We start from the raw sequence: 14079 nt of genomic DNA, 5'->3' as shown, positions 1-14079 counted from the left end.
CTTCCCCGCCATTTCCGTCCCCGCGTGACCGCGCGGGGAAACAGGCGGGCACGACGGCGATCAGCGTTTAATGATCGTTTTCGTGGTAATGGTTTTCGTGATGACGATGGCGCGCGCACCCGCACGGGCAGTGTTGCCGTGGAGTTTCAGGACCGGGGAGATCAGGGAAATCAGCGCCATCGTTCGAGTCTACACAAAGCCGGTGGCCCGCACAACGGCCAACCGTGCGCGAACCAGCCGATTTTGACGGCCCGTTCGCGCCCTTTTCCACATGAATCAATTACCGCACTTCATCGCCATGCGCTTACAGCGCGGCGACCACCGCATCGCCCATCGCGGCCGTGCCGACCTGCTTGCAGCCCGGCGTCGCGATGTCGCCGGTGCGGTAACCCTGTTCGAGCACCGTTTTCACCGCGCGCTCGATGCGATCGGCCTGCTCGGCGCGATTCAGCGAGTAACGCAGCAGCATCGCGGCCGACAGGATCGTCGCGAGCGGGTTCGCGATGCCCTTGCCGGCGATATCCGGCGCCGAACCGTGCGACGGCTCGTACAGGCCCTTGTTGTGCTTGTCGAGCGATGCCGACGGCAGCATGCCGATCGAGCCCGTCAGCATCGACGCTTCGTCCGACAGGATGTCGCCGAACATGTTGCCGGTGACGATCACGTCGAACTGCTTCGGCGCCTTCGCGAGCTGCATCGCCGCGTTGTCGACGTACATGTGCGACAGCTCGACGTCCGCGTACTCCTTCGACACGTCGATCATGATGTCGCGCCAGAACTGCGACGTCTCCAGCACGTTCGACTTGTCGACCGACAGCAGCTTCTTCGCGCGCTTTTGCGCGGCCTGGAACGCGACGTGCGCGATGCGGCGCACTTCCGGCTCCGAATAGCGCATCGTGTCGAAACCTTCGCGCTCGCCGGCGAACGGGCCGTCCGGCGCCGCGCGCACGCCGCGCGGCTGACCGAAGTAGATGTCGCCGTTCAGTTCGCGCACGATCAGGATGTCGAGGCCCGCGACGAGCTCCGGCTTCAACGGCGAAGCATCGACGAGCTGCGGATAGCAGATCGCCGGGCGGAAATTCGCGAACAACTCGAGGTGCTTGCGCAGCCCGAGGATCGCCTGCTCGGGGCGCAGCGCGCGCTCCAGCGAGTCGTACTTCCAGTCGCCGACCGCGCCGAACAGGATCGCGTCGGCCTGCTTCGCGAGCGCCAGCGTCGCGTCGGGCAGCGGATGGCCGCTCGCCTCGTAGCCCGCGCCGCCGACCGGCGCCTGTTCGAGTTCGAACTTCTCGTCGAGTGCGTTCAGCACCTTCACCGCTTCATTGACGATTTCCGGACCGATGCCGTCGCCGGGCAGCACTGCAATCTTCATGCGAAATTCCTGACTGGGTAGATGGTGATGGAGGCAGGCCGGCGAGCGCGCGAAAAGCGCGCCCGCCTCGAAGGCGACGTCAGCCGACCAGCTTGGTGTCGAGCCAAGGCTGCTTCACGAGCCGCTCCGCCTCGAACTGGCGGATCTTGTCCGCGTGGCGCAGCGTGAGGCCGATGTCGTCGAAGCCGTTCATCAGACAATACTTGCGAAACGCGGCGATCTCGAACGGATACTCGCGGCCGTCGCCCGCGCGCACGACCTGCGCGTCGAGATCGATCGTCAGTTCAAACCCGTTGAACGCGACCGTCTCGTTGAACAGGTGATCGACCTGCTGCTCGGTCAGCACGATCGGCAGCAGACCGTTCTTGTAGCAGTTGTTGAAGAAGATGTCCGCGAAGCTCGGCGCGATGATCGCGCGGAAGCCGTACTGCTGCAGCGCCCACGGCGCGTGCTCGCGCGAGCTGCCGCAGCCGAAGTTCTTGCGGGCGAGAAGCACCGATGCGCCCTGGTAGCGCGGCTGGTTCAGCACGAAATCCGGGTTCAACGGACGCTTCGAGTTGTCCTGGCCCGGCTCGCCGTGATCGAGGTAGCGCCACTCGTCGAACGCGTTCGGACCGAAGCCCGTGCGCTTGATCGACTTCAGGAACTGCTTCGGGATGATCGCGTCGGTGTCGACGTTCTCGCGATCGAGCGGCGCCACGACGCCGGTATGTACAGTGAATTTTTCCATGATCCGTCTATCCGGTTGAAGGGCCGGCAGTCAGCCGGCGCACATCGACAAATTCTCGGCGGGAAACGTCACTCCGCGGCGCGCTTCAGCGCGTTGCCGGCGGCGTTGACGTCTTCCCCGAAGCCTTGGACGGTATTGCAGCCGGCCAGGCCGAAGCCCAACCCCGCCAGCGCCAGCGCGGCGACCAGCCGCGCGATGACCTTCGATGCCGTCACGTGTTCCCCAGCTGGCGAATGTCGACGAAGTGACCTTCGATCGCCGCGGCCGCCGCCATCGCGGGGCTCACGAGGTGCGTGCGACCGCCCGCGCCCTGCCGCCCTTCGAAGTTGCGGTTCGACGTCGACGCGCAACGCTCGCCCGGCTCGAGCCGGTCGGCGTTCATCGCGAGGCACATCGAGCAGCCCGGCTCGCGCCATTCGAAGCCCGCATCGGTGAACACCTTGTCGAGCCCTTCGCGCTCGGCCTGCGCCTTCACGAGGCCCGAGCCCGGCACGACCATCGCGAGCCGCACGTTCGACGCGACGCGACGGTTCAGCTTCTTCACGACGTACGCGGCCGCGCGGATGTCCTCGATTCGCGCATTCGTGCACGAGCCGATGAAGATCTTGTCGACCTTGATCGATTCGATCGGCGTGTTCGGCTCGAGCGCCATGTACGCCAGCGCGCGCTCCATCGCGTCGCGCTTGACCGGATCCTTCTCGCGCTCGGGATCGGGCACGCGGCCGTCGATCGACGTGACCATTTCCGGCGACGTGCCCCACGTGACCTGCGGGACGATCTCGGCGGCGTTCAGCTCGACCACGCGGTCGAACTGCGCGCCGTCGTCCGACTTGAACTGGCGCCAGTACTCGACGGCCTGATCCCATTCCGCGCCGGTCGGCACGAACGGACGGCCCTTCAGGTATTCGATCGTCGTGTCGTCCACCGCGACCATGCCTGCGCGCGCGCCGGCCTCGATCGCCATGTTGCAGACGGTCATGCGGCCTTCCATCGTCAGCGCGCGAATGGTCGACCCGCCGAATTCGATCGCGTAGCCCGTGCCGCCCGCGGTGCCGATCTTGCCGATGATCGCGAGCACGATGTCCTTCGCGGTACAGCCGCGCGGCAGTGCGCCCTCGACCCTCACGAGCATGTTCTTGCTCTTCTTCTGCAGCAAGGTTTGCGTCGCGAGCACGTGCTCGACTTCCGACGTGCCGATGCCGTGCGCGAGCGCGCCGAATGCGCCGTGCGTCGACGTATGCGAATCGCCGCACACGATCGTCATGCCCGGCAGCGTCGCGCCCTGCTCCGGCCCGATGATGTGGACGATGCCCTGGCGCATGTCGTTCATCTTGAACTGCGTGATACCGAAAGCGTCGCAGTTCGCGTCGAGCGTGTCGACCTGCAGCTTCGAGACGGGATCGGCGATGCCGTGGCTGCGGTCCGTGGTCGGCACGTTGTGGTCGGACACGGCCAGGTTCGCGCTGATGCGCCACACCGGACGCTGCGCGATCTTCAGCCCTTCGAACGCTTGCGGGCTCGTGACTTCATGCAGCAGCTGACGGTCGATGTAGAGCAGGGTCGTGCCGTCTTCCTCGGTGTGGACCACGTGGGTGTTCCACAGTTTGTCGTAGAGAGTCTGTGCCATGGGTATGCGGGGTCGTTGTGACTACAAGCCTTGCGGATGCGGTCGATTATGCCACGCAGAACGCGCGCCGGCGCGGGCCGGACGCGAAAAAACCCATTAAAAACAGTGGTTTGGCTGGTAGTGCCAATACCTGTATCGGCATTACCAGCCAAAACGGGCACACACGATCCGGCGCGAGACGATTGCGCGTGCGGTGCCCGTGTTCGCCCCTCGCCTACCCGTTCGGATATTCGCGATTGATCAGCGCGAGCCGCAGCATCGAGAGTTGCATGCCGGCGTTGCTCATCAGGTAAAGATCGCGCCGCCGCATCGCCGGCTGCTGGGCCGATGCATCGTAGATGCCCGGCAGCGCCAGTCCGGCCGGCACCGCCGCCTGCATCCCCGCCGCGTTCGACACGCGCACGGCGAGCGACGCCTGGTCGCGATGCGTGACCACGCCGACCTTGCCGAGCGCCGTGGCCGACCCAGCCTGCCTGACGATCGCGGCGACCACGCCGTCGGGCGTCGGTATCGGGCTGCCGGCGACTGCGGCGGGCGTCGCGATCGACGTCACGCCAGCCGTCAGTCCGTACTTCGACGCGAGCATGCTTGCGACTTCCTGCTGCGCGAAGACCGGCGCCGCGACTTTCTGCCGAAGCTGGAACACCGCATCGGCGATCGCCTCGTTCACGGGGCCCGGCACCGGCGCCGCAGCCGATGTGCCGGCGCGACCGCCGAAACCGAACGCGGCAATCGCGTTGATGGCGGCAGCATCGACGGTCGGCGGCGTCCACGAGAAAAACGTGTCGAGCAGGTAACCGGTTTCGTCGGCGGCGGTCGCGCGATCGTTCAGTTCGTTCGTCAGCTTGCCGAGCATCTGGCGCTGCAGTTCCGCGTCGGAAACGGGCGCGTCGTCCGCGAAAGCAGGTGCGGCGGCGGCGCACGACGCGGCGAGCAATGAAGTGGAAGCCAGGAAATGGCGGCGGTTCGTCATGGTCAGGGATAGGGAATTCGAATGAGAAACGAGGGAAGGTCTCAGCCCTTCGGGAACGCCTGCATCGTCGCGGTCATCGCGCGCGTCAGCATCTGCGCATACATGTCGTGCACGAGATAGAGGCTGCGGTTGCGCGTCCACGGCTGGCCCGACTGCGGGTCGTACGTCGTCGGCAGCGGCACCTCGGCGACCGCGGCCGCCTGCATGCCCGCCTGCCGCGACGTCTGGATGCAGCGCTTCGCATGATCGCGATGGCCGACCACCGCGACGGCGCCCATCGCCGCCGCGCCGCCCGCGCGCGATACGGCCACGGCGGCGACGCCCGCGGTGCTCAGGTACACGATCGAGCCGTCGCTCGCGGTCACCGGTTCGATCGACGACAGCACGTCGGCGCCCAGCCCGTATTTCGATACGAGAAAGCGCGCGATTTCCCACTGCGCGTACACCTTGACGGGCTTCAACTGGCGGATGCGGAACACGGCGTCCGCAAGCGCTTCGTTCACGGGCCCCGGATCGGGCAGCGCGGACTGGTTGCCGCCGGTGCTCGACGTATTGCCGCTCGCCGCGTTCGGACGATTGCCGAAGCTGTACGCGACGATCGCGCCGATCTGGGCGGCCGGCACCGTCGGCAGCGCCCACGTGAAGCCGACGTCGGTCATCGCCGGCACGATCGCATCGACGGTCGCCGCATCGCCGAGCTGGGCGTTCAGTTTCGCGGATATCTGCGCGGCAAGCGCGGCGTCGCCGATCGGCGCCGACGTGACGCCGTCGCCGCCGCATGCGCCGAGCAATGAAGCCGCCGCGGCCGACGCGGTGCAAAGGAACGTTCTGCGGGACGAAGCCGGGGTATGTTGACTCATGAGTGCGGGACGAAAGGATGCGAACCACGAACGCGCCCGACCACAGGCGCGACCGCCGGATTTCGCGGGGTCAAGAGGAAAGGCCATCGAGCAACCACGCACGCATCGGCATCGCGACGCATCGCCGGCTGGTGAAGCGCGATCGTAGGCGGCGTTGGTTAAATTGCGGTGAAAACACCGATCGGATCCGTTCGGCCGCCGCTGCGCTTCGCCGATGGACGAATCCGTTTCATCGGTGGCAAGCGCATCGCACTGTTGTTTCGCCGGTGGCCGGCGCGTGGCGCACGACGCACGCGGAACTTTTCCGACGATCTCCTAGACTGTCTATTCGCAGCGGGCGCCGCATGGCCGCCCCGTCGTCACGCAGCCGACAGCATTCGGCGCAACGAACAGGAGAACAGCATGCGATACGAACTCTATTACTGGCCCGAGATCCAGGGCCGCGGCGAGTACGTGCGGCTCGCGCTCGAGGCAGCCGACGCCGACTATGTCGACGTCGCGCGCGAATCGGGGCGCGGGATGGGCGTGTCGGCCATGATGCGCATGATGGACAGCGCGAAGGCCGAATGCGTGCCGTTCGCGCCGCCGTTCCTGAAGGCGGGCGACGTGGTCGTCGGGCAAACCGCGAACATCCTGCTGTTTCTCGGCCCGCGGCTCGGGCTCGCACCCGACGACGAAGCCGGCCGGCTGTGGGTGCACCAGATCCAGTTGACCGCCGCCGATTTCATCACCGAGATCCACGACACGCACCATCCGATCGGCAGCGGCCTGTACTACGAGGACCAGCAAGCGGAAGCGGCCGAGCGCGCGGCCGATTTCCTCGAGAACCGGCTGCCGAAATTCCTCGGCTACTTCGATCGCGTGCTCGAACAGAACCCGCACAAGAGCGGCTATATCGCGGGCAGCGCGCTCAGCTACGCGGACCTGACGATGTTCCAGCTGATCGAGGGCCTGCGCTATGCGTTCCCGAAAGCGATGAAGCGCGCGGAGCGCAAGATCGCGGCGCTCGTCGCATTGCACGATCGCGTCGCGCGACATCCGCCCGTCGCGCGCTACCTCGAGTCGGAACGCCGCATACCGTTCAACGACATGGGGATCTTCCGGCACTATCCGGAGCTGGACAAGTAACGGCCCGGCACGTACCGAAGAACGTACGCGCGCCGGTGGGATCGCACGCAGGATCAGTGCGGCGGCCCATGCCGCGCGGCGGCCGCGTCGCGCCCCACCACACGCCCGGCACCGACGGAAACCAGTAGCGCATCACGATCTGCGCGGCGACCAGCTCGATCCCGATCGTCACCGCCCAGCTGTACCAGTAGGTCCAGCCGAGCGCGACGCCGAAGCCTTCGTCGACGTACTTCTCGCCGTAGATCGCGAACGAGCCCGATACCGGCATCAGCGCGGCCATCTCGCCCAGCCTGGTGACCACGAAGTAGACCATGATCCCGATCGCGACATACGCGGCGATCGCCCCGCCCGGCCCCGCCTGCGCGACCGACGCGCCCGACGCGACGAACAGCCCCGTGCCGATCGAGCCGCCGATCGCGATCATCGCGATGTGGCGGCCCTGCAGATGGCGCTTCAGCGTCGTCCCGGACGGTGCGGCCGTCTCCGCTGCCGCTTGCATGGCATCCATAGTGTTCACCCCGATTGTGAGCCGGCCAGCCGATTTCATCTGGAATGCAAATCGATTGCCTGGGTCATTCGCATCGAAACCGGCCCTGCCGGGCCGGTCGCATCACACGACGCTGCGCTTGATCGCCTGCAATTCGGCCGTCGTCACGATCTTCTCGATCCGGAACCGCGGGCTTTCCAGCCACGCGTTCGCGATCCGCCGGTACTCGTCGAGATCCTCGCACGCGAGCCGCACCAGAAAATCGAACGTGCCGCTCACCAGCCAGCAATCGAGCACGGACGGACTCGCGCGCATTTCCTCTTCGAACGGCGCTTGCGAACGCCCGTGGTCGGCCAGCACGATCTGCGCGATCACGACGATCAGCTTGGTCGCGCGCGGCGCGTTGATCACCGCGCGGTACCCTTCGATCACGCCGAGCGCCTCGAGCCGCTCCACGCGCGCCTGGCACGGCCGCGGCGTGAGGTTCACGAGTTCCGACAGCTTCCGGTAGGAAATTCGCCCGTCGGTGCGCAGAATGTCGAGAATCCTGAGATCGATCTTGTCGAGCCGCATCTTCCTGTCGGTCATCCGCGTTCGCTCCGGTCGGGTCGTGGCTCATGCGCGGGCCGCCTGCCGGTCCGCATGCGGGCCACATTATCCGGCCGAAGCCGCCGCGCGCCAATCGGCTAGAACCGCAGCGACAGGCAGGTCAGGCCGCCGTCCATCTTGCGGAACTCGCTCGTGTCGATCACGTGCAGCGGCATGCCGAGCGACGCGATCGCGTCATGCACGCGCGGATAGCCGGCCGGCGTGATCAGCGTGCCGTTCACGCGCAGCGTGTTGCCCGCGTATTCGTCGGCGGCCGGGATCGTGATCCGGCGATAGTCGGCGAACGCCGGATGCGCGGCCAGCGCGTCGGTCACGAGCAGCGTGTCGTCGCCGAGCGCGTTGACGACCGATTTCAGGTGGAGGCCGGCGCCAACCGGCACCGCGACGACCGAGTAACCGTAGCGCGACACCAGCGACTCGAACGCGGCGATGCCTTGCGCGTCGGTGCGGCTCGTCAGGCCGATGAAGAAGCGCTTGCCGACCAGCATCACGTCGCCGCCGTCGAGGCGGCCCTGCTGCATCGGCAGCAGTTCGCGATGCACGCGCAGCGCCGCTTCGATGTGCGCGATCTCGCCGTGCCGGGCGGGCGCGCCGGGGCGCGTGATCACCGCGAATTCGGGCGTGACGACCGCGACGTCCTCGACGAAATGCGAATCGGGAAACGCATCGAGCGGCGGCAATTCGGTCAGCTCGACGCCGAGCATGCGCAACGCGTCGCAGTATGCGTGGAACTGCGCGAGCGTCTTGTCGTAATCGGGTGCGCCGAGTTCGGCGGTGGTCAGGCCCGCGCCGCAGGACGGCGCGGGACGGCGAACGATCGCTTGCGTGAATTGCATCGACTCCTCCATGATCTGCGCCGCCTCCGTGCGACGCACGGGCCGGCGGCGTTGTATCCGGACCATTATCGGAAGCCAAATTACGCAATTCGCGTCGATTTCGGCGGCGCCGACAGCCGATTGCGTCGAATTGCGCGCAACACGCAGCGGATTCGGCAGACAGGCCGCCCGCCGTCTCGCGAACGGCCGCTTCGCCGCCTGCATGCGCGTTACGCGCCCGGTTCGAATCCCATCTGCGAACGGCCGAGCGCCGTGAGATCGCCCTCCCCGGCGCGGCCGTCGAAATCGACCTCGAAATGATCGGCCGGGAAATCGGGCGGGCTGTCGCCGCGCAGGAACGCGCGCCGCTGCCGCTGCAGGTACGCATCGTTCTTCGCACAGCCGGGCGCGGCCGCGATGTACATCACGTTGCTGTCGCCGCTGCCGCGATGTGCATCCTCGACCGCATGCACGACATCGCCGTGCCAGAACACCGCGTCGCCCGGTTCCATGTGCGGGATCGGCACCAGTGCGTCGAGCAGCAGCGCGTGCCATTCGGGGCGGATCGACAGCGCGCGGCCGGGACGCGCACCGCACAGGTCGTCGTCGGCGACGTCGTCCTGCAGCGCGCGCAGCACGACATAGGCCATCGCGTTCGCGACCGGAATCAGCTGCAGCGTGCCGTCGCCGGGCCCCTGCGGCGTCAGCGCGGTCCAGCCCTGGAACGTGCGAAACATCGAACACACGGCCGGCGACGGAATCTCCTCGACGTCGGGGCGGAACGCCGCATCGAACGGATCGTAATCGCGCCACCGGCCGGCCAGCACGTGGCGATAGACCTGGCGGAAATTCGTGCCCAGCCAGCGCTCGACGGAGCCGCCATCGACATGCGGCGACAGCCCGAGCGACGTCGACCCGGGCGGCCGGCGACGAATCCGGTCCGCATACGCGGGCACCTGGTCGGGATCGAAATGCGTGCGCGCACCGTCCGCGTGCCGCCACTGACGGTTCAGGAACACCCGTGCCTGCGTGAGCGCCGGCGACTGGCGCGCGGCCACCTGCGGCTTCGACCAGTAGACGCCGTAGATCTGCGGCTTGCCCGACGCGAGGTTGCCGAAATAGCGATCTTCAGCGCGCGCATGCAGCCGGTCGGTGAAGCGGTTCGCATCCAGATACGCGCCGATCTCGTCGTTCCAGTCGCGTGCCTGCCGCGCATCGAACACGCCGCGGATCACGACCGCACCACGCGTGCGGATCGCGGCGATCGCGAGCGGATCGACGGTCCCGCCCGCGATATCCGCGAACGGCACGACCGGAATCACGTCGTCGCCATGCGCGTGCGCGCGGCGGATCGCATCGACCTGCCGCGCGATGTCGCCTTCCACTTCGCGGAACGTGGCCGCGTAGCCGGGCAGGTCGGCGCGCAGCGCCCGTTTCGCCGTGCGGATCGCGGCCGGCAGATCGTCAATCGTCAGATGCATCGCTTGTCTCCTCGCTGAATCGCGTTCTGATGAGCACTCAGCGTACGGCCGCCGCCCGGTCGCCATCGACACTATTCGGCCAACAATCGATACAATCCTGACAACCGCGTGTTACTCGGGACGATGGCAGACCACGCACAGCTTGTTGCCGTCCGGGTCGCGGAAATACGCGCCGTAGTAGTCGCGGTGATAGTGCGGCCGCAGGCCCGGCGGCCCTTCGCAAGTGCCGCCGTGCTGCAGCGCCAGCGCGTGGCAGCGGTCGACGTGCGCGCGGGTCGGCGCATCGAACGCGATCGTGTAGCCGTTGCCCGGCTCGGGCGGGCGGCCGTCGAGCGGCTCGCCGAAGAAGAACAGCGGCCGATCGGCGTCGGCCGGCATCCAGCCCGACCAGCCGTCCGGTTCGCGGAATTTCAGGCGCAGCCCGAGTTCCGCGAACAGCGGCGCGTAGAAATCGTAGGCGCGCGCCGTATCGCCGACACCCACGCAAACATGTGAAAACATGGCATCGCTCCGTCGTGAAGATCGTTCACGATCATGCCACGGCGCGCTGCCCGCTCCCACCGGAGGCGCGATGAAACCGCAATACGAGCACGTAACGTTCGCGTCCGGCTGTTCGATCCGTGTGTATCACCGCCAGCTCGCACGCATTCCGTTTGAGTGGCATCGCCATCCCGAGTACGAACTGACGCTGACGCTCAACAGCCGCGGCCAGCGCTTCATCGGCGATCACGTCGCGCGCTACGCGGATGACGATCTCGTGCTCGTGCCGCCCAACCTGCCGCATACGTGGTCGTCGAACGCGCGCATCGATCGCGACGCGCCCGAGGTCGCGCTCGTCGTCTGGTTCGACGGAGACTGGGTACGGCGGCTGGCCGACTGCTGCCCCGAATACGCGCCGCTGCGCTCGCTGCTGCGGCGCGCGGCGCCCGGCCTGCGCTTCGACGTGGAGACGGCCCGCGCGATGCGCGCGCGGCTGTCGCGGTTGCTCGATCCGTCGCCGCGCATGCGGCTCGCGGCCACGCTCGATACGCTGGCCGATCTCGCGGAAGCCGGCGGCGAACCGCTCGCCACCGCACAGGCGTACGAGCGGCCCGACAGCGCTCCATCACCCGCCGGCCCGGTGGCCCCCGAAGCCGAACGCCTCGACCGCGTGCTCGACGCGATCGACCGGCAGTTCCACGAACCGCTGCGCATCGACGCGCTCGCGACCCTCGCGCACCTGTCCGAACGCACGCTGCAGCGGCTGTTCGCGCGCCATCTCGGCGAAAGCGTCGGCCGCTACGTGCAACGGCTGCGGCTCGCGCACGCGTGCCGCCATCTCGTCGGCACCGACTGGCCGATCGCGACGGTGGCCGCGCGCTGCGGCATTCCGAATGCCGCGAACTTCAACCGCCAGTTCCTCGCCGCGCGGGGCATGACGCCCGGTGCGTACCGCCAGTTCTTCAAGCAGCACGGCCACGCATCCGACGACGGCGCGCCCGCGCTCGACGCCCGACCGCCGTCGCTGGAGCGTCGCGCCGGATCGCGCGAGCGCCGGCCGCCCAAATGAAAACACCCCGACGGGCGGACCCGTCGGGGTGTCGTGGCGTGGCGATTGCCCGACGCGAGCGGCCTGCCGGCCGTTCGCGCCGCACACGATTTAACGTGCGTCGATCGGCTTCGCTTCGCGCGGCGTATCGCCGATGAACAGCTGGCGCGGACGGCCAATCTTCTGTTCCGGATCGGCAATCATTTCGTTCCACTGCGCGATCCAGCCGACCGTACGTGCCATCGCGAAGATACACGTGAACATCGACGTCGGGATGCCCAGCGCGCGCTGAACGATACCCGAGTAGAAGTCGACGTTCGGATACAGCTTGCGCGACACGAAGTATTCGTCCTCCAGCGCGATCTTCTCGAGCTGCATCGCGAGCTTGAACAGCGGGTCGTCGTGCAGGCCCAGTTCGTTCAGCACTTCGTAGCACGTTTCGCGCATCAGCTTCGCACGCGGGTCGTAGTTCTTGTACACGCGGTGACCGAAGCCCATCAGCTTCACGCCCGAATTCTTGTCCTTCACCTGCTTGATGAATTCGGGGATGTTGTCCGGCGAACCGATCTGCTCGAGCATGTTCAGCGCGGCTTCGTTCGCACCACCGTGCGCCGGGCCCCACAGACAGGCGATACCGGCCGCGATACACGCGAACGGGTTCGCACCCGACGAACCGGCCAGGCGGACCGTCGACGTCGATGCGTTCTGCTCGTGATCGGCGTGCAGGATCAGGATACGATCGAGCGCGCGGACGAGCACGTCGTTGACCTTGTACTCTTCGCACGGGTTCGAGAACATCATGTGCATGAAGTTCGCGCTGTACGACAGTTCGTTCTTCGGATAGACGAACGGCTGGCCGATGCTGAACTTGTACGCCATCGCGACGAGCGTCGGCAGCTTCGCGATCATGCGGATCGCCGACACTTCGCGGTGACGCGGATCGTTGATGTCGAGCGAATCGTGATAGAACGCCGACAGCGCGCCGACGGCCGCCACCAGCACCGCCATCGGGTGCGCGTCGCGACGGAAGCCACGGAAGAAGAAGTGCATCTGCTCGTGCACCATCGTGTGCTTCGTGACGGTGTCGACGAATTCCTTCTTCTGCGCGGCGTTCGGCAGTTCGCCCTTCAGCAGCAGGTAGCAGGACTCGAGGAAGTCCGCGTTCTGCGCGAGGTTGTCGATCGGGTAGCCGCGATACAGCAGTTCGCCCTTGTCGCCGTCGATGTACGTGATCGCCGAATTACAAGCTGCCGTCGACATGAAGCCCGGGTCGTACGTGAACTTGCCGGTCTGGCCGTACAGCTTGCGGATGTCGATCACGTCCGGGCCCATCGTGCCCTTGTAGATCGGCAGTTCGACGCTCGGCGAGTTGTCGCTGAACGATAGCGTGGCTTTAACATCAGACGGAGTCATGGCACATCCTCAATCGAAATAAAGAAACGGGATTCGATAACGGGCGCAGCGTGTTACACCTTGGCGTTACACGTTGCGCAGCATCTCCAACAGCCGGCGAATGTCCGGGCTGTCTAGGTCGCCCTCTGGTTCCTTGCGCGCGAGGAGCAAGTCCATCAGGTCGTTGTCGCTCAGATCGAGCAGGCGCGACAACGCGCCTACGTCTGCATCGGTGAGGTCATGCTCGTATCGGCTGAAGAAACGCTCGAATACGATGTCGTTCTCCAGCAGACCCCGCCGCGCGCGCCAGCGAAGGCGCGCGCGGCGGTGCGGGTCGGATTGATGCGAATCGTCGCTCATCAATCTTTATACCGCGCGGCGAACCATCAGTTCCTTGATCTTGCCGATCGCCTTCGTCGGGTTCAGGCCCTTCGGGCAAACGTCGACGCAGTTCATGATCGTGTGGCAACGGAACAGACGGTACGGGTCTTCCAGGTTGTCGAGACGCTCGCCGGTGGCGGTGTCACGGCTGTCCGCGATGAAGCGGTAAGCCTGCAGCAGGCCGGCCGGGCCGACGAACTTGTCCGGGTTCCACCAGAAGCTCGGGCACGACGTCGAGCAGCTCGCGCACAGAATGCACTCGTACACGCCGTCGAGCTCGTCGCGCTCTTCCGGCGACTGGAGACGTTCCTTCTCCGGCGGCGGCGCGTCGTTGATCAGGTACGGCTTGATCGAGTGGTACTGGTTGAAGAAGTGCGTCATGTCGACGATCAGGTCGCGCACGACGGGCAGGCCCGGCAGCGGACGCAGCACGATCTTCTGCGGCAGGTCGTTCAGGTTCGTCAGGCACGCGAGACCGTTCTTGCCGTTGATGTTCATCGCGTCCGAACCGCACACGCCTTCACGGCACGAGCGGCGGAACGACAGCGTCTCGTCCAGTGCCTTCAGCTTGACCAGCGCGTCGAGCAGCATGCGCTCATGCTGGATCTCGAGCTCGTACGTCTGCATGCGCGGCGCTGCGTCCTTGTCCGGATCGTAGCGGTAGACTTCAAAAATGCGTTTTGCCATTTCGGATTC

Annotated in this window: 16 protein-coding genes and 1 pseudogene; 2 read left to right on the top strand and 15 right to left on the bottom strand. The window is 66.5% G+C overall.

What is annotated here, in order from left to right; translation table 11 throughout:
* Window positions 1-60: 60 nt before the first annotated feature.
* The 7 genes from CFB89_RS20225 to CFB89_RS20195 all read right to left on the bottom strand — a co-directional run bounded on the left by CFB89_RS20225 (window position 61) and on the right by CFB89_RS20195 (window position 5562).
* Window positions 61-180 (bottom strand): hypothetical protein, encoded by a 120-nt coding sequence (locus CFB89_RS20225; RefSeq protein WP_006756675.1) that lies wholly within the window; start codon window positions 178-180, stop codon window positions 61-63.
* Between the two features lie 124 nt (window positions 181-304).
* Window positions 305-1372 carry a 3-isopropylmalate dehydrogenase gene (gene leuB / locus CFB89_RS20220; protein WP_011548096.1) on the bottom strand — a complete coding sequence of 356 codons (1068 nt, stop codon included), beginning with the start codon at window positions 1370-1372 and terminating at the stop codon, window positions 305-307.
* Between the two features lie 79 nt (window positions 1373-1451).
* Window positions 1452-2102: a 3-isopropylmalate dehydratase small subunit gene (gene leuD, locus CFB89_RS20215; RefSeq protein ID WP_089469377.1), complete on the bottom strand. Its 651-nt coding sequence runs from the start codon at window positions 2100-2102 to the stop codon at window positions 1452-1454.
* 68 nt (window positions 2103-2170) lie between these two features.
* Window positions 2171-2317 carry an entericidin A/B family lipoprotein gene (locus tag CFB89_RS20210; RefSeq protein WP_089469376.1) on the bottom strand — a complete coding sequence of 49 codons (147 nt, stop codon included), beginning with the start codon at window positions 2315-2317 and terminating at the stop codon, window positions 2171-2173.
* Window positions 2314-3729, bottom strand: coding sequence for a 3-isopropylmalate dehydratase large subunit (leuC, locus tag CFB89_RS20205; protein WP_089469375.1), 1416 nt, complete (start codon window positions 3727-3729; stop codon window positions 2314-2316). Before leuC ends, CFB89_RS20210 begins: the two co-directional genes overlap by 4 nt.
* Window positions 3730-3943: 214 nt before the next feature.
* The gene (locus CFB89_RS20200; protein ID WP_089469374.1) at window positions 3944-4702 is read right to left on the bottom strand and encodes a Tat pathway signal protein; all 759 of its coding nucleotides are present in this window, start codon (window positions 4700-4702) and stop codon (window positions 3944-3946) included.
* A gap of 41 nt (window positions 4703-4743) precedes the next feature.
* Entirely contained in the window at window positions 4744-5562 is an 819-nt protein-coding gene (locus CFB89_RS20195; protein WP_089469373.1) for a hypothetical protein, read from the bottom strand.
* Window positions 5563-5964: 402 nt separating this feature from the next.
* Here CFB89_RS20195 and CFB89_RS20190 point away from each other — a divergent pair, with 402 nt between their 5' ends.
* Window positions 5965-6690 carry a glutathione S-transferase gene (locus CFB89_RS20190; RefSeq protein ID WP_089469372.1) on the top strand — a complete coding sequence of 242 codons (726 nt, stop codon included), beginning with the start codon at window positions 5965-5967 and terminating at the stop codon, window positions 6688-6690.
* Window positions 6691-6778: 88 nt separating this feature from the next.
* Here CFB89_RS20190 and CFB89_RS20185 read toward each other — a convergent pair.
* The 5 genes and pseudogenes from CFB89_RS20185 to CFB89_RS20165 all read right to left on the bottom strand — a co-directional run.
* A pseudogene (locus CFB89_RS20185) lies at window positions 6779-7198 on the bottom strand (amino acid permease); the annotation flags it as partial.
* 102 nt (window positions 7199-7300) lie between these two features.
* Window positions 7301-7765 carry an Lrp/AsnC family transcriptional regulator gene (locus CFB89_RS20180; RefSeq protein WP_089469371.1) on the bottom strand — a complete coding sequence of 155 codons (465 nt, stop codon included), beginning with the start codon at window positions 7763-7765 and terminating at the stop codon, window positions 7301-7303.
* Window positions 7766-7863: 98 nt separating this feature from the next.
* Window positions 7864-8622: a dimethylarginine dimethylaminohydrolase family protein gene (locus CFB89_RS20175; protein ID WP_089469458.1), complete on the bottom strand. Its 759-nt coding sequence runs from the start codon at window positions 8620-8622 to the stop codon at window positions 7864-7866.
* Between the two features lie 209 nt (window positions 8623-8831).
* Window positions 8832-10082 (bottom strand): DUF1479 domain-containing protein, encoded by a 1251-nt coding sequence (locus CFB89_RS20170; protein WP_089469370.1) that lies wholly within the window; start codon window positions 10080-10082, stop codon window positions 8832-8834.
* Window positions 10083-10193: 111 nt separating this feature from the next.
* Window positions 10194-10583, bottom strand: coding sequence for a VOC family protein (locus CFB89_RS20165; RefSeq protein ID WP_089469369.1), 390 nt, complete (start codon window positions 10581-10583; stop codon window positions 10194-10196).
* 70 nt (window positions 10584-10653) lie between these two features.
* Between CFB89_RS20165 and CFB89_RS20160 the strand changes: the two genes are divergently transcribed.
* The gene (locus CFB89_RS20160) at window positions 10654-11631 is read left to right on the top strand and encodes an AraC family transcriptional regulator (protein ID WP_089469368.1); all 978 of its coding nucleotides are present in this window, start codon (window positions 10654-10656) and stop codon (window positions 11629-11631) included.
* A gap of 90 nt (window positions 11632-11721) precedes the next feature.
* Here the strand turns inward: CFB89_RS20160 and gltA are convergent, their stop codons facing one another.
* The 3 genes from gltA to CFB89_RS20145 all read right to left on the bottom strand — a co-directional run bounded on the left by gltA (window position 11722) and on the right by CFB89_RS20145 (window position 14070).
* Window positions 11722-13023, bottom strand: a complete 1302-nt coding sequence (gene gltA / locus CFB89_RS20155) for a citrate synthase (RefSeq protein WP_089469367.1) — start codon at window positions 13021-13023, stop codon at window positions 11722-11724.
* Between the two features lie 66 nt (window positions 13024-13089).
* Window positions 13090-13362, bottom strand: coding sequence for a succinate dehydrogenase assembly factor 2 (locus tag CFB89_RS20150; RefSeq protein WP_089469366.1), 273 nt, complete (start codon window positions 13360-13362; stop codon window positions 13090-13092).
* Window positions 13363-13368: 6 nt separating this feature from the next.
* Window positions 13369-14070, bottom strand: coding sequence for a succinate dehydrogenase iron-sulfur subunit (locus tag CFB89_RS20145; protein ID WP_006479352.1), 702 nt, complete (start codon window positions 14068-14070; stop codon window positions 13369-13371).
* Window positions 14071-14079 lie beyond the last annotated feature (9 nt).

Source organism: Burkholderia sp. AU16741 (assembly GCF_002223345.1).
Lineage (GTDB): Bacteria > Pseudomonadota > Gammaproteobacteria > Burkholderiales > Burkholderiaceae > Burkholderia > Burkholderia sola.
This window is presented reverse-complemented; position numbering and strand designations above follow the sequence as displayed.